This is a genomic window from Vibrio sp. ABG19, from assembly GCF_029962385.1.
GTDB classification, from domain to species: domain Bacteria; phylum Pseudomonadota; class Gammaproteobacteria; order Enterobacterales; family Vibrionaceae; genus Vibrio; species Vibrio ostreae.
In genome coordinates this window covers 872,257-892,961 of the sequence record NZ_CP071708.1, presented here as the reverse complement: position 1 = coordinate 892,961, position 20,705 = coordinate 872,257, and the positions used below count along the sequence as shown (strand labels likewise).

Genomic DNA, 20,705 nt, shown 5'->3' with positions numbered 1-20,705 from the left:
TAAATTAATATTCACTGGTGATCCGGGGCAAAATAACGATAATAGCCGCTCGTTTTTTCGTCTGACTAAGGACACTCCTGTGACCTCCACCTCTTTTTCTGCCTTGAATCTCAAGCCTGAACTACTTTCTAACCTCGATACTATGGGGTTTACTCAAATGACGCCGATTCAGGCCCAGTCATTGCCTGCTATCTTGCAAGGCCAGGACGTGATTGGTCAGGGTAAGACCGGCTCAGGTAAAACCGCGGCGTTTGGTCTGGGTGTGTTATCTAATCTGAACGTGAAACGCTTCCGTGTGCAGGCTCTGGTGTTGTGTCCGACCCGCGAACTGGCTGATCAGGTCGCGACTGATATCCGTACCCTGGGCCGCGCAATTCACAATATCAAAGTACTGACCCTGTGTGGGGGAATGCCGATGGGCCCGCAGATTGGCTCACTGGAGCATGGCGCACACATTCTGGTCGGCACTCCGGGCCGTATTCTTGACCACTTGAGTAAAGGACGCATCGATCTGTCTGAGCTCAATACTCTGGTGCTGGATGAAGCGGATCGTATGCTGGAAATGGGTTTCCAGGAAGCGCTGGATGCTATTATCGGCGCGGCACCAAAACAGCGCCAGACGCTGCTGTTCAGTGCTACTTATCCGAAAGCTATTGCGAATATTGCTCAGTCCGTCACGCATGATGCACTGATGATCAAAGTGGCAGCGACGCATGATACGTCTAGTATTCAGCAGTTGTTTTACAAGCTGGACGGAACCGAAGCGCGTGATGCGGCGCTGGAGACCTTACTGCTTAACCATCAACCTGAATCGGCGGTGGTGTTCTGTAATACCAAACGCGAAGTGCAGAATGTGGCTGATGAGTTACATCATAAAGGCTTTAGTGTGGTTGAGCTGCATGGTGATATGGAGCAGCGTGAGCGCGACCAGGCACTGGTTCAGTTTGCCAACAAAAGTATTTCCATCTTAGTGGCCACTGATGTGGCGGCGCGCGGCCTTGATGTTGATAATCTGGATGCGGTGTTCAACTTTGAACTGTCACGTGATCCGGAAGTGCACGTGCACCGTATCGGCCGTACCGGCCGTGCGGGCAGCAAAGGCCTGGCGTTCAGCTTCTTTAGTGACAATGAAATGTACCGCGTGGCACAGATTGATGAATACATGGATATCGCGATCAGCCCGGCGGTATTGCCGGCAGTGAAAGCAGGTGTCGAGCCGTATCAGGCTGGCATGGTGACCATTCAGATCGATGGCGGTAAGAAGCAGAAAGTGCGTCCGGGTGATATTCTGGGTGCGCTGACCGCCGGCGGTGCGCTGACAGCGGATCAGATCGGTAAGATCAATCTGATGCCAATGCGTGCCTATGTGGCGGTCAGTAAGAAAGTGGCCAAGCAGGCACTGCAGATCCTCGCCAACGGTAAGATCAAAGGCCGCCAATTCCGCGCCCGTCTGGTCAAGTAAACCGCTTACTTTACTCTCAGCCGGGCTTTAATCCGGCTGAGACTGATGGGGGTTATCCCCAGATAGGCAGCGATCAGGCTGTCGCTGATGCGCGGAATTAAGTCAGGAAACTGCTCGCACATCGCCTGATATCGTTGCTCTGGTCGCAGCAGTAACATGACTCTTTCTTTATGCTCTTTATGTATCAGCTGGGTTTCCAGCAGCTTGAGGTATAACGGGTGTGCTTCACTGCGCCACTGATGCAGGTGTTGCAGTGGCAGGCATAACAAAACGACCGGCGTCAGTGTCTCTAGTAAGTAGGGCGATGGCGTATTCTCAATCAGGTTTTCAAAACCGATAATCCAGTCCTCCTCCCAGTAAAACTCTTTACTGAATTCCTTACCCTGCTCAGTCAGATAACTGGCGTGGCAGATTCCCTGGCTGACGAAGTAAAAGTGGCTTGGCATTTCGCCCTGATTAATCAGTATGTGCCGGGTTGGCAGTTCAAGCGGAAAAGCACCGTCCAGCAGCTGCTCAATTTGTGTTTCACTGAAACCGTTTTGTTGCATCTGCTGATAAAATTGCTGTGAAATCGTATCGTGCGGCAATGCCATCGAATGTCCTTGTTAAGCGATTATGTGCCGGCGATGAAGCAGAGGGATTAATGCTGTTTAGACCAGATTCTGGTTTGACTGGCTAATGCTTTGCCCGCCGGGCACGGGTCGGGCAGCATGAAATTTTGACGTATTTTAGCCTAACGTCAGGCTTGGTTTCGAGTCATTTCCACACCACAGCACTGTCTCTATGCTTGTATCCATCACGCTCACCAAGGGCGACTTTGTGGCTGGTGTCACACAACCACCCCCTGTTGCAGCAAGGCTTAGCAAGCGATTTGTTGCCGTTCACACTTCATCGCTGTGTAACCAGATAGTCACGATTTTGTTACTCAAATTTACCGCGATGCTGCAAATGTGCCAGTCCTATATCAGTTTTTCGAATAAAAAATGAAATTTTAGAATTTCAGGTAATAACAAGAACTGCCCATAATGCAAGCATTAATCGGGTAAGGGATGACGAACATGGCGGGCTCAGAAACGGTGTCAACGCTGCAACATAAAACACCACGTTTAGTGGCGATTGAATCAGGTAAGCAACCGGACGCGTTTAAGCGTATTGCTCGCAGCCAGCTGCAAGCTGGTGAAGTCGCTCTGGTTGGTGCCGGCCCTGGCGATCCTGAACTGTTGACGGTTAAAGCACTGAGCTATCTGCAACAGGCTGATGTGGTGTTGTACGACTACCTGGTTTCTGACGACATCATGGCATTGATCCCGGATGAGACCATTCTGGTGTGCGTGGGCAAACGTGCCGGTCACCACAGTGTGCCGCAGGAGAAAACCAACCAGCTGTTGGTTGAGTTTGCCAAACAAGGTCATCGTGTCGTACGCATCAAAGGCGGCGATCCGTTTATGTTTGGTCGTGGCGGCGAAGAGCTGGAAGTGCTGTTCGATGCGGGAGTGTCATTTCAGGTGATTCCCGGCATTACAGCCGCTGCTGGCGCAACAGCCTATGCGGGCATTCCGCTAACCCACCGAGATTATGCGCAGTCGGCGCTGTTTATTACCGGTCATCTCAAAGCGGAAGCCGCGGCTGAAATGGACTGGTCAACCCTGGCTCGCAGCCAGCAAACGCTGGTGATTTATATGGGACTGATGAAATCCAGCACCATAGCGCAGCAATTGATTGAGCATGGCCGCAGTGCCGGGACGCCGATCGCGATTATTGAGCGTGGGACTCAGTCAACCCAGAAAGTGTTTCGCGGTCAGCTCAGTGAACTGCCGCAGTTGGCCGCTAACGCTGAGTCACCGTCACTGATTGTGATTGGCGAAGTGGTGACTTTGGCCAACAAACTGACGTGGTTTGGTGACAATACCGCGCCGTCTACCCAAATTGCATAACAAACATAATTCAAATTGCGAGACCCGCAGGGGTCTTTCAAGCCACCAGGCAGCTAAAAGGAAGCACGCAAAATGGATCAACAACGCTTAACCCATTTAAAACAGCTTGAGGCAGAAAGTATCCACATCATTCGTGAAGTGGCTGCCGAATTTGCCAACCCAGTGATGATGTATTCGATCGGTAAAGATTCGTCGGTCATGCTTCATCTGGCGCGTAAAGCGTTTTATCCGGGCAAGATCCCATTCCCTCTGTTACACGTTGATACCGACTGGAAATTCCGCGACATGATCGCGTTCCGTGATGCAACGGCGAAGAAATACGGTTTCGAACTGTTGGTACACAAAAACCCGGAAGGTTTGGCGATGGGGATCAACCCGTTTGACCACGGTTCTTCTAAGCACACTGACATCATGAAAACCCAGGGTCTGAAGCAGGCGCTGAACAAATACGGTTTTGATGCTGCGTTCGGTGGTGCTCGTCGTGATGAAGAGAAATCGCGTGCCAAAGAGCGTGTTTATTCATTCCGTGACAAGAACCATACCTGGGATCCAAAAAACCAGCGTCCAGAGCTGTGGAAAACTTACAACGGTCAGATCAATAAAGGCGAGAGCATCCGTGTTTTCCCACTATCGAACTGGACCGAGCTGGATATCTGGCAATACATCTACCTGGAAAACATTGAAATCGTTCCTCTGTACCTGTCGGATGTGCGTCCTGTGGTTGAGCGTGATGGCATGCTGATCATGGTTGATGATGACCGTATGAAACTGAAGCCGGGTGAAGAGATCCAGCATAAGAGCATACGTTTCCGTACTTTGGGTTGTTACCCGCTGACCGGCGCGGTGGAGTCGGAAGCGAAAACATTGCCGGAAATCATCGAAGAAATGCTGGTTGCCACCTCAAGTGAGCGTCAGGGCCGTGCGATCGACCACGATTCGTCAGGTTCGATGGAAATGAAAAAACGTCAAGGTTACTTCTAAGGGTCTAAGGAAAGAAAATGAATAGTGCAGTTCAAGCTCAACTTGCTGAGCTAGGTATTGAAGGTTACCTCAATCAACACCAACATAAATCGCTACTTAGATTCCTGACGTGTGGTTCGGTAGACGATGGTAAAAGTACACTGATCGGTCGTCTGCTTCATGACTCAAAACAAATTTATGAAGATCAGCTGGCCGCTGTGCATTCCGACAGCCAACGTGTCGGTACCACCGGTGAGCGTCCGGATCTAGCGCTGCTGGTTGACGGCCTGCAGGCCGAGCGTGAGCAGGGCATCACCATTGATGTGGCGTACCGTTACTTCTCGACTCAGAAACGTAAGTTCATCATTTCTGACACACCGGGACACGAGCAGTACACCCGTAACATGGCGACCGGTGCGTCGACCTGTGATCTGGCGGTGATTCTGATCGATGCGCGCAAAGGCGTATTGGATCAAACGCGTCGTCACTCGTTCATTTCCAACCTGCTGGGTCTGAAGCACTTCATCGTTGCGGTGAACAAGATGGACCTGGTGGACTACTCGCAGGAGCGTTTTGAAGAGATTCGCGCTCAGTACCTGGAGTTCTCGAAGCACCTGCAGGGTGAAACCAACATCGAGATTATTCCACTGTCTGCGCTGGAAGGCGATAACGTGGTGGATAAGAGCGAGAACATGGCATGGTACCAAGGTCCGTCACTGCTGGATCTGCTGGAAACCGTCGATGTTGATCAGGAAAAAGGCACCGGTGAATTCCGCTTCCCAGTGCAGTACGTGAACCGTCCTAACCTGGATTTTCGTGGTTTTGCCGGCACCATCTCATCCGGTGCAGTCAGCGTTGGCGACAAAATTAAAGTGCTGCCATCAGGCAAAACTTCAACCGTTGCTCGTATTGTAACGTTCGATGGCGATCTGCCACAAGCAAGCGCTGGTCTGGCGGTTACGCTGACTCTGGCGGATGAAATTGATATCAGCCGTGGCGATCTGATTGTGCTGGAGCAGGATCATGTCGACAGCACCAACCATCTGCTGGCGGATGTGGTGTGGATGACAGAGCAGCCGCTCAAACCAGGTCGTGAATACGATGTGAAAATCGCAGGCATGAAGACGGTTGGTCAGATCGTTGCGGTTCGTCACCAGTACGACATCAACAATCTGGACACTTTCCAGTCTGAAGAGTTGCCACTGAACGGTATCGGTTTGTGCGAATGGACCTTTAATCAGTCCGTTGCACTGGACAAGTACCTGGATTGTGCTGATACCGGTGGTTTCATCATCATCGACCGTTTGACTAACGTCACTGTCGGTGCCGGTCTGGTGCGTGACAGTCTGCAGAATGTGGCGCAAGCCGAAGGCCAATTCTCTGCGTTTGAAGTGGAACTCAACGCGCTGATCCGTAAGCACTTCCCACACTGGGATGCCAAAGATCTGAGTCAATTGCTTAAGTGATCAGTGATGGGGGGCAGGTGACTGCCCCCATATCGAGGGAAGCGTTATGTGGGAACAAGGGCTGGTACTGGCGATTCTGCTGGGCATTGTGACCTGTCTGTTAGTGACACGAATTAAGCCGAGCTTTATCTTTGCCGGCGCAGCATTTGCTGCTTTTATGACTGGCATGATGGATGTCACCGAGCTGGCGGCGAATTTCACTAACGCTTCTTTACTGACTTTAGTGTTACTTATTCTGGCTTCGACGGCGTTGGAAAAAACGCGTCTGGTCAGCTGGGTAAGCCGTAATATTTCTGAAGGTAATCTCGGCATGGTTGTCGCCAAACTGGGGTTCTCAACCGCGTTTTTATCCTCGTTTACGAATAACACGGCGGTAGTGGTGTCGTTGATCGGAGCGATCAAACGCAACCAGCAACATGCGCCTTCGCGTTTGTTGATCCCGCTTTCTTATACCGCAATTTTTGGCGGCACCCTGACTTTGATCGGCACCTCGACCAACCTGATCATCAATAGCTTTGTCGAAGATGCCGGGCTACCCAGCCTCGGCTTTTTCGCCCCGTCTTTGATCGGCCTGGCCGTGTTGGTGGGTTGTGTGATCATCTTGATCCCGCTCAGCTATCTGCTGCCGAGCTATGATGAACAGAGTCAGGATGATTTACCCTATTTTCTTGAGGCCAGTGTTGAGCCGGGCTCTCCTCTGGTCGGGCACAGCATCGCAGAAAATAATCTGCGTGAGCTGCGTAAACTGTTTCTGGCCGAAGTGATTCGTGACGGCGAAAGCGTCCGCTCGGTCGGACCGGATTTTATCCTTGAGGCGCGCGACCGTCTGTTGTTCTGTGGCGATGTTGAGAGTGTCTCCACGCTGCAGGAGATTCAGGGGCTGACCCTGTTTGGCCAGCATCATCTCAATGGCCAGAACTTTGTTGAAGTTGTGGTCAGCTCATCGGCCAGTTTTTGTAATACCACGTTGAAATCGAGCCGTTTCCGGGATCGTTTTGATGCCGTTGTCGTCGCCATTCGCCGTGGTCATGAGCGTCTCGAAGGCGGGCTGGGTAATATTACCCTCACCGCAGGTGATACTCTGGTTCTGGTTCCGGGTAAAGGTTTCGATGCTCAGCGCCGTTCCAACAGCCGTGAATTTGTGCTGATCAACGATCTTGATTCGAGTGCCAAACTCGATACCAGCAAATCCAGCCTGGTATTGCTCGGCTTTGCCGCCGTCATCGCTGCATCCCTGCTTGGTGTTTTGCCGATTATCAAAGGGCTGCTGGCGTATTTATTAGTGCTGTTTGTGTGCGGCATCGTACAGGTCAGTGAGCTGCGACGCCGCTTCCCGCTCGATATCGTGGTGATTGTCGGCTCAGCACTCTCCATTGCCCAGTTGATGATCTCGTCCGGATTATCGCAGGAAATGGGCGGGCTGTTTATCCAGGCGTTTAACGGCTGGGGTGTATTTGGTGCCCTGGTGGCGACCTATCTGGTCACCCTGGTGTTGACGGAACTGATTACCAATAACGCCGCCGCGGCACTGGCATTCCCGATTGGCTACAGTATGGCCGTCGGCTACGGTGTCGATCCGATGCCATTTATCATGGCCGTGCTGTTTGGTGCCAGTGCCAGTTTTATTTCGCCTTACGGTTATCAGACCAACCTACTGGTTTATAGCGTAGGCAATTACAAAATGTCGGATTATGTGCGTATCGGTATCCCGATTTCGCTGGTCTACTCCACTCTGGTGCTGACCCTGATCCCAGTATTTTTTCCATTTTAATTTTACAATCAATAATGTGCAGAAGGATGACTTATGAGCACCGCATCTAATGTGAAAGACGAAAACATCGTGTGGCATCAACATGCGGTTGATAAGCACTTTCGTGCCGAGCTGAAACAGCAAAAACCGGCCGTACTCTGGTTCACGGGTTTGTCTGGTGCAGGCAAATCAACCGTCGCTGGCGCACTGGAAAACCGCCTTGCTGAGCTGGGTTTTCACACTTACCTGCTGGATGGTGACAATGTACGTCACGGTCTGTGCGGCGATTTAGGCTTCTCGGAACAGGATCGCCGCGAGAATATCCGTCGTATCGGTGAGCTGGCCAAGCTGATGGCCGATGCGGGGTTGATTGTACTGACGGCGTTTATTTCTCCGCACCGTGCTGAGCGTCAGCTGGTGCGTGACCTGCTGCCGGAAGGCGAGTTCATCGAAGTGTTTGTCAACACTTCGCTGGAAGTGTGTGAGCAGCGCGACCCGAAAGGTCTGTACAAGAAAGCACGTGCTGGCGAAATCCCGAATTTCACCGGTATTGATTCAGCTTACGAAGCGCCGCTGAATCCGGAAATCGATCTGCCGGCCGGAGATAAGAGTATTGATGAGCTGGTAGATCAGTGTGTGGCCGCGTTGACGCAACGCGCGATCATCAAGCGCTCAGCGCGATGATCAAACACTGACATCAAGTGCTCAGTCAGAGTGAAATAGAGAAATCAGGCCCCGGCCTGATTTTTTGTTTCTGATCTCGGCTCAGCGCTCCGGCTGACTTACACCGTATGGTGAATACTGCTGCTGGCGTCGCTATGCACGGTAAACTTCTGACTCAGCAGCGCGACCAGCTGATCGTAATAATTCATGTTCGGTTTATTACCGAGCAGACGGCACAGCTCATTACCGGTCGGTGAAAAGCGGTAGTAAAGCAGGCGCACTCCGCGCGAGTTGGCATTTAACGACAGCTGCTTACCCTGATAACTGAGACTGAGGGGCGGATCGATTTCAATTTCTCCCGACTCCAGTTCGCTGGCGTGCAACAGGCCGAGTTCGATCAAAACCAGCAGGCTGGCGTAGGGCAGTTGATGGTTACCGATATTGAGGGTATTGGTGCTTTCCCGTTTACCCAGCCGGAACAGACTGTGCTGAACTTTGAGGCCAAATAGCAGTTTCAGGCTGCTATCGGTGCCGAAACTGCAGGCCAGAGCGGCTGCACGCTGCAAAATCTGCGCTTCTTTGGGAGTCATACCCTGCAGGACCTGCAGCGCTTTCATCGAAGTAAAACCCGGATTAGTCACTTCACGCTTGAGTACTTGTGCCCACAGGCGCTGCATCGATGAATTATGAATATCCTGGGCCATATCAAAAAAACGATACAGCCAGTCCTGATCCGGTTCTCCAGCTGTTTCATTGCGACAGGACACATGCGCCAGACGTACGATTTGCTCAAGATTCTTCTGGCGCTGCTCTTTACGATCGCGCTCGCGTTTTAAGGCCCGCTCAAAGGGTGTCTTTTTGGCCGGCTCGCTGCTCAGTAAAGCATCCAGGCCATGCTGCTGGGCAATCGCGATAATGCGGTTAGCACTGTCTTTGACATAATGGGAGCGTTTTTCCTGGCCGGAGCCGGTTGTTGTTTCGTGTTCGATCAGCACGGATTGTTTAGGATCGGCCATGTTTTCGGGCACTTATACAGAGACACACATAGGTTAAAATCTACCCTGTATATGCGGTGATAGCCAGAGTTACGATCGACAAATTTGCGCTACCACGGATGATAATAATTTGTTAAAATTGTTAATCATTGGCGCTGGGGGTGAGTATGAAAGAGTGCGGGGATAACAGAATGCGCAAGCACCTGTCGATTGTTTTACTGTTTGTCATTTACCTGGGTGTACTGACGTATCTGTCCAAATATCTGATTTAGCATCACAATCAACAGGTGGTTTTCTTAACCAATCCAGACTTGTGCTAACTGAACAACGTTGGCTCACTGAACATTTTTGCTAACCGAAAACTTTCATTAAACCCAAAGAATGGCTGGTTAGCTCGCTATTACATGTCGTCGTAAGGCTCAAGGTTGTCCCCTTGCAGGGTATAGCCACTTTCAGCCAGTTCGAGACTGACCGGGTCTGTTTTCAATGTCCCCACCACATACACTATGTCCCACAGCTCCTGCACGGGCGCACCTTGCGGAAACTTCACATAAATAATCTGATTCGGTGGCGGCGGTGGCACATGGATGCAGGCGCCAAAGTAGGGCACCAGCAGAAATTCAGTCACGGTATTTTCATCCCCTTCGAGCGGAATAACAAAGCCGGGAATTTTGACTTTACTGCCGTTCAGCTCCGGGCGCACATGGCCGATTTTAGACTGTTTGGCCTGGGCGTTGCCGCTGTGATCCGGCATGGGTAATCCCTGCTGGTCAAACTGGTTGCGTTCGTTTTGCGGGATCAAATCGAGCCAGTCGAGTTGGAGCACATCATCGCTCGCCAACGCGGCGGGCGCACAGAGGCTGAGCAGCAGTATGCACATTGCCTGGTAACACGTTTTCATAGTCGTTCCTTGTCGTGGTCCCGGCTGATTAAGCGCCGGGACGAAGATGGATGTTGTCAGTGTCGTTATCGGGTGGCTGCCACTTACAGCCGGATGGTCATCCCATCACTGAGCGACTGCCGATAGGCGCGCAAGGCCGGTACAATTCCTATCACAATTCCGGCGCATTGCACATAACCCAGCAGTTGCCATTCGTGGCGGCTGATAGCGCCAAGATCGATACGAATCCCGTACTGGCTTTCAATCAACGGAGCCGCCAGCGCGAGCAGGGCATACAGCCCAAGCACTCCGAGCACAATACCGGCCAGAGTCAGCAGAGCGGCCTCACTGATCAGCAGGCTGAAGATGTGTCTTGGCCGCGCTCCCATCGCACGCAGGATGGACATCTCGCGCCGCCGCTCCTGCAAGCTGGTCAACAGGCTGCTCAGCATGCCAAGCAGCCCGGCGACCACTACGAAGACCGACACGGCCATCAAAGCCTGTTCTGCCACTGACATCATGCCCCATAACTCATGCAGTGCGACTCCAGGTAAGATGGCACTGAGCGGCTCCTGACGGTATTGGTTGATTTCCCGTTGCAGGGCAAAGGTCTGAATTTTCGATTTAAGTCCGAGCAACATGGCAGTGATCTGTTGTGGCTCAAACTGCTGCTCAGCCAGTTGCTTGGCATCCGGAGTATTGCCCAGATGGGCACCGGACTGCCAGCCGACATGAATGGCTTCAATCGCAGCCAGCGAGACGTGCACGGTTTTGTCGACCGGGGTACCGGTCGGCGCCAGAATACCGACCACTTTAAACGGCAGCTTGTCGTGCCGGGCAAAGGCAACATCACTGATGCCGTGGGCAATAATGATTTCGCTGCCGATGGTGTAGCCGAGTTTTTTCGCCACATCGGCACCGAGCACGGTTTCAAACAGGCCATTGAATTGTCTGCCCTGGCTGAAAGTAAGTGACTGCTTACTTCCGAAGCGGTAGTGTTCGAAATAACTGTGATTGGTACCCATGACCCGAAAGCCGCGATGTGAATCGCCGAGTGAGATAGGGATTGCCCACTTCACCGCCGGATGCTGGCTGAATTCGCGGTAGCTTTGCCAGTCGATATTGTTGGTGGCGTTGCCAATCCGAAACACCGAATAGAGCAGCAGGTTCACAGAGCCCGAGCGCCCACCGACAATCAGGTCAGTCCCGGAAATGGTATTCGCAAAGCTGCTCTTGGCCTGGGTTCGAATGCGTTCTACGCCGGTCAGTAGCAGCACGGAAATGGCGACGGTCAGTATGGTCAGCAGTGCGGTCAGTTTGCGGTTGAGCAGACTTTTCCAGGCTAATTTGGCGATGACACTCATTGCATCCCCCGTGCGCGGTTAATGACAGGTAAGTGAATGCTTCGTTCAAAGCATGACTCCAGCGTCGGGTCGTGGCTGACAAACACCAGCGTCGAACCGGCGCGATTGACCTCTTCCAGTAACAAATCAATAAATGCGCTGCGGTTGTCATGATCGAGGGCTGAGGTCGGTTCGTCGGCAATAATCAGATGCGGTTCGCCAATCAGGGCGCGCGCCGCCGCAACCCGTTGCTGCTGGCCGATACTCAGCTCCAGCACCGATTTGTGCAGCAGGGCGTGAGGCAGGTGCAGTCGCTCCAGCAGTTCGCAGGCACGAGCCTGCAGTGCGCCGGAGACTTTACTCTTGCGCAGAGCGGAAAACTGGCACGGCAGAATGACATTATCCAGCACAGATAAATAGGGCAGCAGGTTGAACTGCTGGAAAATATAGCCGATATGGTCAGCGCGGAACCGATCGCGCTGGCTGGCCTTGAGCCGGGCCAAATCCTGCCCCAGCAGGCTGACCCGGCCTTGGCTGGCAGTATTGATACCGGTCAGCAGGCTGAGCAGCGTGGATTTACCACAGCCGCTTGGCCCTTTAATGAACAGATGCTGCCCGGCCGCGACAGCGAGTGCGGCGATATCCAGAGTCGGCTGGTCCGTGTCCGGCCACCGGAACACCACATTTTCCAGGGCAATCACCTGCTCGGCAGAATAGAGATGGGGTTGATTCATCACGTCTCCTTGGCGAAAAATCGGGTAAGTGCTCACTTACCCGTATGCCTATTACAGTGAAATGACGGTTTGCTGCGGCGTCAGTTCCGTCGCGGTTTGCCTATTGTCGGTCAGCAGGTTGACCTGCATTTCGCGTGTGGACGGGAATAAATCAAACCAATGGGTTTCTATCTGTTTGAGGTCGCTGATCTGCTCACAGTGATACTGGTATTGAATGGTGAACGCACCGTGTTCACTGTGGTGGGCATGATCCGCATCATCGTCAGCATGGTGCGGGTCGTCATGGCTGGCATGATCATCATGGTCATGGTGTTCATCATCATGATGCGGCTGGTGGTCGCCCAGATTATGGCCGACGTCAGCATGTTGCAGTGAGCATAAGCCAGCTTCACTCAGGGTAAACAGCGAATCCGCCTGATTGAGATTCTCGAGCGCCTGATTGAGCAGTCTGATCTCGCTGTCTGATTGCGGCGCATGTTCAAAGCCGGTGACATCGGCGCCGGGCGCGGTGATTTCGACTAACAGGTCATGGCCATCCTGGGCAATATTGAGCTCAACATGGCCGTGAACGTGAGCGTCATGCTGGCGAAACTCGGATTGGGCGAAAGCACTGCCGCACAGCGCTGCAGTGATGCTGAGAACCAGCATGGTTTGGTTAAACATGGTTTGACTCCGTCAATAAGCAGTGAAACACATTACGTCACATCACAGATGGCGCTGGGTAGCCACCTACTCTGAGCAACAATAATGTTGAAATAGAAAACGTGAACGGCGTTAAGCCGAGAGGTACTGCAGAGCGAGAGTCGGTGGTGAGCGGGCGCAATAGTCAGTCGGAGGCTGGGGTAGCCGTACCACCCGGTTATCGGGCTGGAGATATGAGGTGCCCGAACACGGCGCCAGTTCAGGCAGAGCCTGGGCCAGACCATGTTGCAGGCCATTGAACAACTGGCATTGGTGATGAGCGTGATGAGACGTCGTAGTGTCCTGCTGGTGACTTACCTCGGCAACAATCAGCCATAGCGTCAGCAGGAGCGCGACTATCGCCACGCTCCTGCTGTGAACTCGTATGCTGTACAGACTTTTCGGCATGACTGACCCGACGCTGGTTATCCTAACCTTGTTATACTATAACAATCAGCCGGAGAGGCAAGTGAGATTATGGTCAGAGATTACGCTGCACCAGTTGCAGCACCTGCTCTATCTGGCTGTCATCCAGCGCGCCTTCATGCACAAACAGGATCTGGCCACGTTTATCCTGCACTATGATGGCTGAAGATTCCGGTTGCAGTGCCCAGCTCCGGGCGACGTTGCCGTCTTCATCCAGCACTATCGAGGACCACGGGTACTCTTTTTTGCTGTCCTGCGCGGAAGATTTAACGAACGATCCGGTGCCCCAGATCGCATCATCCTGGTTGATGATCGAGGTGGTCTGATACTGCTCAGCCGGGAACTTCGCCGCGCTGATGGCGCTCATCAGTTGCTGGTTAAGTTCTTTCGCGCTGCTGCGTCCGGCGATGGCCTGGATCACCCGCACTTTGCCGACCATCTGCTGGCTGTTCCAGCTTTGAAAAATGGTATCGTTATTGTTGAGGATGACTTCACCGTATTGCTGTACCGACACTTCGGGCAGTGTTTGGCCAATATGCAGGTTATGAGCAGAGACAAGGGTGGGAGAGCACGCCAGCAGTATGGCGATAAGCGTTTTATTTTTCATTATATTTTCCTTTGGTTGAGCACCAAAAGATATAGCATAGAAAGTGGCTGGCTGAGAAATTCAGGTTACCGGATTGCGTGTCAGGTAACCTGATTAGACTAAAGGTCGAGCCGGATTAGTCTCTTATTGAGGTGGAAAACACACTCCGGTGCCACCCAGTCCGCAGTAACCTTGCGGATTTTTGGCCAGATACTGCTGATGGTAAGTTTCGGCGTAATAGTACGGGCCGGCTGGCGCAATCTCTGTGGTGATCACAGCACGTTGCTGCTCGCTGAGCAGTGACTGGTAATCGGCCTGGCTTTGCTCGGTAATGGCCTGTTGCTCATCACTGTACGTATAAATGACTGAGCGGTATTGAGTACCGAGATCGTTGCCCTGACGCATGCCCTGAGTCGGATCGTGCCGTTCCCAGAACGCGCGCAGCAATTGCTCCAGCGGCAGTACCTGCGGGTCAAACACCACCCGTACCACTTCGCTGTGGCCGGTCAGACCGGTACACACTTCTTCATACGTCGGGTTGGGGGTAAAACCACCGGCATAACCGACCGATGTTGAGACGACTCCTTCAATCTGCCAAAACAGGCGCTCAGCACCCCAGAAGCAGCCCATGCCCAGCAGAATTTGCTGCTGGCCGTTAACCGGTGCGGCACTCAGACTGGTTTGGTTAACGAAGTGGGTATCATCTACACTCAAAGGGGTAGAGCGGCCGGGTAAAGCGGTTTCAGCGCTAACCATCATTTGTTTGTCTAACATGATTTATCCTTTTGATTCGCTGACGGTATGACGATAGCCAGGATGTGGGTTAAATCCTGACTATTCAACAGTAAGACCGGATAATTGACGCTTTTCATACAGACGTATTTGCATATAGTCGGTATGATTCTCAACTAGTGAAACCTTAACTGCTGTTCAACGCCACTAACTTAAGCATGAGACGAAATTTATTACCAGCGCTAATCCCGGCTTTGCTTTATTCTGCTGCCTCTTTCGCCGATGTTGATCTCACGATCGAGGGCTTGGAGGGGGAGCTGAAAAGTAATGCCGACGCCTACCTCTCTTCGATTCCGCCCGCCGACTATTCAACTCAGTTGCGTTTTCAGTCGCGCCTGGAACATACGCTGACAGAAGCGCTCAATGCGCTGGGCTATTATCATCCTGAGTTTGATTTTGAAGTCACCGAGCCTAACGCCGCAATGACGCTGCGTATCACGCCGGGTGAAGTGGTGCGCCTGCAGCAGGTTGATATTAGGATTGAAGGCGAGGCGCAGGATGATGCGGATTTCCAACGTCTGATTGAACGCAGTGGCCTCAAAGTCGGCGAGCCTTTGAATCACAGTCAGTACGACAGCCTCAAATCCGGCTTGCGGAATCTGGCGTTGCAAAAAGGCTACTTTGACGGTGAGTTCGTGACCAGCCGCCTGGAAGTCTCTCCCGCTCTGAACCTGGCCTACGTGCATCTGCACTATAAAAGCGGTATTCGCTATCAGTTTGGCGAAACCTTGATTGAGGGCAGTCAGATTGATGAAAACCGGGTGCGCTCACTGAGCCCGTTTAAGGCCGGCGACCCGTATCAGGTGGCTCAGGTTGGGGAGTACAACCAGAATTTGTCCAATACCGAGTGGTTCTCCTCGGTGGTGGTGGCACCAGATTTATCGCAGCTTGGTCAGGGACGGCAACTGCCGCTCAATGTCAGTTTGAGCCCGCAGGCGCGTAACCAGATCGAAACCGGTATTGGCTATTCGACCGACGTCGGAGTGCGCGGCTCACTGAAGTGGAAAAAACCGTGGGTTAACGATCTTGGTCACAGCTTCGACAGCAGTTTCTCCATTTCTGCTCCGGAGCAGAGTGTCACCGCCAGCTACAAGATTCCGCTTGATGATGTGTTACGCCAGTACTATCGCATTCAGTACGGCATGAAGCATGTCGATAACCGTGACACACAGAGTATTGAATCCAATCTTGCACTGGAGCGGCACTGGGTGCTGGATAACGGCTGGCACCGCACCCTGTTTGTGCGTTACCTGGTGGAAGATTACCAACAGGGTGTACTGGATGATGCGGCGCAATACATTCTGCCTGGCATCAGTTATACCCGCAGTCGGACCCGAATGCGCGGCTCGCTGCTGACCTGGGGCGATAAGCAGACCGTTACGCTGGAGTACGGCGATCCGGATCTGTTCTCAGAAACCCGGGTGACGCGCCTCCTGGCCGGGACTTCCTGGCTGCGCAGCTTTGGCCGTAACCACCGTGGTCTGATCCGCCTTGATGGCGGAGCTAACTTCGCGGAAGAATTTGATAAGCTGCCGCCATCGATGCGTTTCTTTGCCGGTGGTGATAACAATCTGCGCGGTTACGGGTATGAGTCCATTTCACCGCGCGATGAGACCGGATCGTTAAGCGGGGCTAAATACATCGCCACCAGCACGCTGGAATACCAGTACCGTTTGACCGGTAACTGGTGGGGTGCGTTGTTTGTCGATTATGGGGATGCCTTTAACGATACGCCGGACTGGAAAACCGGTACCGGCTTTGGGATCCGCTGGATTTCGCCGGTCGGGCCGATTCGGCTCGATTTCGCGTGGGGCCTGGATTTGGATCCGGCCGATCGCTTTAAGATCCACTTTACCCTGGGGCCTGAGTTATGATCAAACGAGCCATACGTTGGACCAAATGGCTGACCGCGGCGCTGGTGGTGTTGATCATGGTGCTGACGCTATCGATCGCTGCGCTGTTATTTACCGGACCCGGGTTGAATGTGATCGTTTGGGGCGCGCAGCAGGCGCTGCCTCAGTTGACCATCGCTTCCAGTCAGGGGGCTTTGCTGCCGCGTTTCACCCTCAGTGAGGTGCGTTTTAACGATCCGGGGCTCAATATCGATGCCCGGGTTGACCACCTGACTCTGGCGATGCAGGCCAGTTGTCTGCTCGACCCTGTGGTGTGTATTAATGAAGTGGCGGTTGACGGGCTCAAGTTATCATTGCCGCAATTACCGCCGGCCAGTGACGAAAGCACACCAGAGTCTGAGCCGGTCACTCATATTGCCACGCCGGTACCGATTCGGATCGGCCGCCTGAGTCTGAGCAATATTGATCTCGACGTGCTCGGTAACCAGATCCGCTGGCAGCAGTTTTCGACCCGGGCCCAGTTTCAGAGTAACCGGCTGACCATCGGCCGGACTGAATGGCAGGGCATTGATGTCACACTGGCGCAGACGGCGGATGAGCCGGTCAATAATAGCGCAGGTGCAGAGGGTCAACCCCGTGAAGATATCACTCTGCCTGAGGTGATTATTCCGCTGCGGGTGGAGCTGAACCGTTTTGATGTGCGTGATTTCACCCTGCATCAGGCAACGCCGGTCATCATTAATCATCTTGGTTTGCAGGCCGACGCCTATCGTTCTCAGGTTAATGTGACCACGCTTGAACTCGACATGCCGCAAGCAACTGCCAAGCTGGATGGCAAAGCGACCCTGCAGGGCGATTATCCGCTGGCGTTAAATCTCGAGTCGACTCTGTTACTGGATGAAGCTAAGGGGCAGACACTGCATTTACAGGCCAGTGGCAGCGCGGCGGATCTCAAACTGCAGGCTGAACTGGGTCAGCGTGCCCGGGCGCAGATTGAGGCCAGTTTGCAGCCATTAAACGCTGACTTACCTTTCACGGCCTCGATTCGCGATCTGGCGGCGCAGTGGCCGCTGGTCGGTCAGGGGCAATACCGTGTTGAGGCGCCGCGTATTGAGGCGCATGGCTCACTGCAGGGCTATCAGTTTGATGTGCAGAGCCAGCTGCAAGGGCAAGGCATGCCGGATACCACACTGTCACTGACCGGCAACGGTGACCTGCATCAGGTGAGTCTTGATGCGCTCAAGATAGCCACTCTGGGCGGTGAAATTGCCGGGCAGGCGACAGCCAATTGGGATGCGCCGGTTAACTGGCAGGCCAGTCTGCGACTCGACAATATTCAGCCCGGCCTGCAATGGCCCGAAGCGCAAGGTGTCATTAATGGCGAACTGACCACGTCGGGGCAACTGACGGCGCAGGGCGGCTGGCGAGCCGAGCTGCCGTTACTGGCCATCAAGGGTGACATAGCCGGTTACCCGCTCAATATTAATGGTCGTCTCAGCGCTGCAGATGCCAGCGGAAAGGGCGAGTTTACAGTCTCAACGCCCGGTGTGACGATAGCGCATGGTGCAAACCGCCTTGTTGCTCAAGGTGAACTCGACCAGCAGTGGCGTATGGACGTATCGATCAATTTACCGGATTTGTCCAAATCGGTGCCCGATCTGAAAGGCAAAGTGATTGGTGATGTGTTGCTGCGCGGAGCGCTGCAACAGCCGGATATAAAACTGGCGCTGGATGGTGACAAGCTGGCCTGGCAGCAGATGGCGACGATTGGTCATCTGACGCTGCGTGGCAATGTCAGCCCACTGCCGCAGCCTAAAGCCGATCTGACCCTGCAGGTCAATGACATTGACGTTGAGCAGCAGCATATTCGCTCCGCCCGTCTGATCGCGAGTGGCTCGCAAGCTGAGCACCAGCTGACTCTGGATGTGGACTCGGATGTGGCGGCGACCAGTCTGGCGATTCGCGGCTCGTTGCTGCAGGACCCGCAGAGGGTGTGGAACGGCGAGCTACAACGGATGTGGATTGAGTCGCAGCAAGGGCGCTGGCGCCTCAATCAGGCCACGGCAGTCAACGCCAATATTGATACTCAGCAGGCGACCATTGCAGCGCACTGCTGGCAGCAGGCGGGGGCATCGCTGTGCCTTGAGAAACCGGCGCAAGTGGGAGAAAAGGGCAGCGCGCAAGTCTCGTTGCGAGGCTTTGAGTTTGAGCAGATTAAAGATTTACTGCCGGAGGAAACCAAGCTCAAAGGGGCACTGGATGCGAATGCCCAAGTGAGCTGGTCAGCCAATAAAGCGCCGCAGGTCGATGCATCGTTGCGTATGCCGGCGGGTTATGTCGAGCAGCAGGCTGGCGAAACCGTACATCTTGGCTGGGATCAGGTGGCAATTAACGCCAAACTGCAGGGCAATCAATTGCAGGCTGACTGGCAACTGGATGTGACTGATAACGGTGATGTCAGTGGTCAGGTATCGATAGCCGATGTCACCAGTCAGGATCGGCAGATGGAAGGGGCGTTGACTCTGACCCGCTTTAATCTTGATTTCCTCGCTCCTTTAATCGGTGAATACAGTCAGGTTAAGTCGACATTACAATCGGATCTGACCTTCAACGGACCACTGCTGCATCCGAAAGTGTACGGTCGCTTCGCCGTCAGCGATATTGTAGTGCAGGGCGACATTGCGCCGGTTGAGGTCCAGTCCGGTGAAGTTAATCTGGATTTCAACGGCTATCAGGCGGGCCTGAATGCTGCGATCCAGACTCCGGATGGTCAACTGGACATTACGGGTGACGCCGATTGGCAGCAGATGGATGACTGGCGGGTGAATGCCCATGTCGGCGCAGAATCGCTGCTGGTGGATATGCCGCCGATGGTGAAGATGAAAGTGGTGCCGGATCTCAATTTGGCTATGCAGCCGCAACTGGCCCAAATCAGTGGTCATATCGCGCTGCCGTGGGGAAGAATTGTAGTGGAAGATCTGCCGCCGAGTGCTGTCGGGGTGTCGAAAGATCAGGTGCTGGTGGATGAAAATCAGCAGCCCATCAGCGATGAAACGGCCGTGCCGTTTAATGTCGAAACCAATGTCAGCATTTCGATTGGCGATGATTTCAAACTGAGCGCCTTTGGCCTCGAAGCTGGTCTGGTGGGACAGCTTAATGTCAGCCAGAAAGATCAGGGTCCGTTTGTGACCGGTGAGGTTAATATTACCGATGGTCAGTACCGTTCGTTTGGTCAGGATTTGATTATTCAGGAAGGTAAGATCCTGATGAACGGACCGGTTGATCAGCCCTATTTGTCAATCAAGGCGATTCGTAACCCGGACAACACCCAGGACGATGTGACCGCCGGAGTACAGGTGACCGGCCCGGCCGATGAGCCGAATGTGTCGATTTTCTCTGACCCGGCGATGCCGCAGGCTAACGCGCTGTCGTACCTGTTGCGCGGCCAGGATATTGATTCTGAAACCGGTGGTAACGCGATGACCACGACCTTGATCGGGCTGAGTCTGGCCAAGAGTGGTAAGGTGGTTGGCCAGCTGGGTGAGGAGCTCGGCGTGCAGAATCTGCAACTGGATACCGCTGGCAGCGGGGATGATTCGCAGGTCACGGTCAGTGGTTACATTCTGCCGGGCTTGCAAGTCAAGTATGGTGTGGGTATTTTTAACTCAGTAGGGGAATTTACCGTCCGCTACCGGTTATTGAAGGATCTCTATCTGGAGGCGGTATCCGGACTCGACAGTGCTGTCGACATACTGTATCGCTTTGAGTTTGACTAATGCAGTAGGACGGCGTTGGCTGTCAATGAGGAGAAGGCTGTGCAGCATCTGGTGTTTGTATATGGGACGTTGCGTCAGGGAGAGAGCAATCATCATTTCCTGAGCGAGAGTGAACTGTTGGGGCGTTTTGAAACCCAGCCGGTATTTGCCTTGCATGATCTGGGACCGTATCCCGGCCTGATCGCTGGCCATCAGTCGATTGTGGGCGAAGTGTACCGGGTCGATGATGAGACACTGGCTAAGCTGGACATTCTGGAAGACGTGCCGGTTGAATATCGGCGCGAGAGTCTGGCCACTCCTTTTGGCACTGCGTGGATTTATATCTATCAGGATACCGGCGGTCTCGACTCGCTGATTGAATCCGGTGACTGGTGTCAGCGGATTTGACCACAAAAAAGCCAGCA

General features: G+C 53.4%; 18 protein-coding genes. 9 read left to right on the top strand and 9 right to left on the bottom strand.

The features are described from left to right. Positions 1-79 precede the first annotated feature (79 nt). A complete protein-coding gene (dbpA, locus tag J0X00_RS10245; protein ID WP_282478014.1) occupies positions 80-1,462 on the top strand; it encodes an ATP-dependent RNA helicase DbpA in 1,383 nt (460 codons plus the stop codon). Positions 1,463-1,467: 5 nt separating this feature from the next. Here the strand turns inward: dbpA and J0X00_RS10240 are convergent, their stop codons facing one another. After that, positions 1,468-2,055 (bottom strand): Crp/Fnr family transcriptional regulator, encoded by a 588-nt coding sequence (locus tag J0X00_RS10240; RefSeq protein WP_136485157.1) that lies wholly within the window; start codon positions 2,053-2,055, stop codon positions 1,468-1,470. Between the two features lie 465 nt (positions 2,056-2,520). On the opposite strand from J0X00_RS10240, the gene cobA reads away from it, so the two are divergent. The 5 genes from cobA to cysC all read left to right on the top strand — a co-directional run bounded on the left by cobA (position 2,521) and on the right by cysC (position 8,256). Next, positions 2,521-3,396, top strand: coding sequence for a uroporphyrinogen-III C-methyltransferase (gene cobA / locus J0X00_RS10235; RefSeq protein WP_136485155.1), 876 nt, complete (start codon positions 2,521-2,523; stop codon positions 3,394-3,396). A 72-nt stretch (positions 3,397-3,468) separates the two neighbouring features. Continuing rightward, a complete protein-coding gene (gene cysD, locus J0X00_RS10230; RefSeq protein WP_032082223.1) occupies positions 3,469-4,377 on the top strand; it encodes a sulfate adenylyltransferase subunit CysD in 909 nt (302 codons plus the stop codon). A 17-nt stretch (positions 4,378-4,394) separates the two neighbouring features. Then, positions 4,395-5,822 (top strand): sulfate adenylyltransferase subunit CysN, encoded by a 1,428-nt coding sequence (gene cysN / locus J0X00_RS10225; protein WP_136485153.1) that lies wholly within the window; start codon positions 4,395-4,397, stop codon positions 5,820-5,822. A 46-nt stretch (positions 5,823-5,868) separates the two neighbouring features. After that, entirely contained in the window at positions 5,869-7,593 is a 1,725-nt protein-coding gene (locus J0X00_RS10220) for an SLC13 family permease (protein WP_136485151.1), read from the top strand. 33 nt (positions 7,594-7,626) lie between these two features. Further along, the gene (gene cysC / locus J0X00_RS10215) at positions 7,627-8,256 is read left to right on the top strand and encodes an adenylyl-sulfate kinase (protein WP_282478013.1); all 630 of its coding nucleotides are present in this window, start codon (positions 7,627-7,629) and stop codon (positions 8,254-8,256) included. 98 nt (positions 8,257-8,354) lie between these two features. Here cysC and J0X00_RS10210 read toward each other — a convergent pair whose 3' ends face one another. The 8 genes from J0X00_RS10210 to msrA all read right to left on the bottom strand — a co-directional run bounded on the left by J0X00_RS10210 (position 8,355) and on the right by msrA (position 14,654). Further along, positions 8,355-9,251: a TIGR03899 family protein gene (locus J0X00_RS10210; protein ID WP_282478012.1), complete on the bottom strand. Its 897-nt coding sequence runs from the start codon at positions 9,249-9,251 to the stop codon at positions 8,355-8,357. Between the two features lie 379 nt (positions 9,252-9,630). After that, complete coding sequence (locus J0X00_RS10205) at positions 9,631-10,110, bottom strand: DUF3299 domain-containing protein (protein ID WP_240798177.1); 480 nt, start codon at positions 10,108-10,110, stop codon at positions 9,631-9,633. A gap of 104 nt (positions 10,111-10,214) precedes the next feature. Continuing rightward, positions 10,215-11,474 (bottom strand): ABC transporter permease, encoded by a 1,260-nt coding sequence (locus tag J0X00_RS10200; protein WP_136485142.1) that lies wholly within the window; start codon positions 11,472-11,474, stop codon positions 10,215-10,217. After that, positions 11,471-12,187: an ABC transporter ATP-binding protein gene (locus tag J0X00_RS10195; protein WP_282478011.1), complete on the bottom strand. Its 717-nt coding sequence runs from the start codon at positions 12,185-12,187 to the stop codon at positions 11,471-11,473. The genes J0X00_RS10200 and J0X00_RS10195 overlap by 4 nt, the downstream gene beginning before the upstream one ends. Positions 12,188-12,238: 51 nt before the next feature. Next, positions 12,239-12,850 carry a DUF2796 domain-containing protein gene (locus J0X00_RS10190; RefSeq protein ID WP_282478010.1) on the bottom strand — a complete coding sequence of 204 codons (612 nt, stop codon included), beginning with the start codon at positions 12,848-12,850 and terminating at the stop codon, positions 12,239-12,241. Between the two features lie 111 nt (positions 12,851-12,961). After that, positions 12,962-13,276, bottom strand: a complete 315-nt coding sequence (locus tag J0X00_RS10185; protein WP_282478009.1) for a DUF2607 family protein — start codon at positions 13,274-13,276, stop codon at positions 12,962-12,964. Positions 13,277-13,349: 73 nt separating this feature from the next. Beyond that, positions 13,350-13,901, bottom strand: a complete 552-nt coding sequence (locus tag J0X00_RS10180; RefSeq protein WP_282478008.1) for a YtfJ family protein — start codon at positions 13,899-13,901, stop codon at positions 13,350-13,352. 123 nt (positions 13,902-14,024) lie between these two features. Continuing rightward, positions 14,025-14,654 (bottom strand): peptide-methionine (S)-S-oxide reductase MsrA, encoded by a 630-nt coding sequence (msrA, locus tag J0X00_RS10175; RefSeq protein ID WP_282478007.1) that lies wholly within the window; start codon positions 14,652-14,654, stop codon positions 14,025-14,027. A gap of 176 nt (positions 14,655-14,830) precedes the next feature. On the opposite strand from msrA, the gene J0X00_RS10170 reads away from it, so the two are divergent. From J0X00_RS10170 to J0X00_RS10160, 3 genes are read left to right on the top strand one after another with little or no spacing between them, the layout of a single operon-like run. After that, positions 14,831-16,546 carry an autotransporter assembly complex family protein gene (locus tag J0X00_RS10170; protein WP_282478006.1) on the top strand — a complete coding sequence of 572 codons (1,716 nt, stop codon included), beginning with the start codon at positions 14,831-14,833 and terminating at the stop codon, positions 16,544-16,546. Beyond that, entirely contained in the window at positions 16,543-20,301 is a 3,759-nt protein-coding gene (locus J0X00_RS10165; RefSeq protein ID WP_282478005.1) for a translocation/assembly module TamB domain-containing protein, read from the top strand. The genes J0X00_RS10170 and J0X00_RS10165 overlap by 4 nt, the downstream gene beginning before the upstream one ends. A 39-nt stretch (positions 20,302-20,340) precedes the next feature. After that, positions 20,341-20,688, top strand: coding sequence for a gamma-glutamylcyclotransferase (locus J0X00_RS10160; protein WP_282478004.1), 348 nt, complete (start codon positions 20,341-20,343; stop codon positions 20,686-20,688). Positions 20,689-20,705 lie beyond the last annotated feature (17 nt).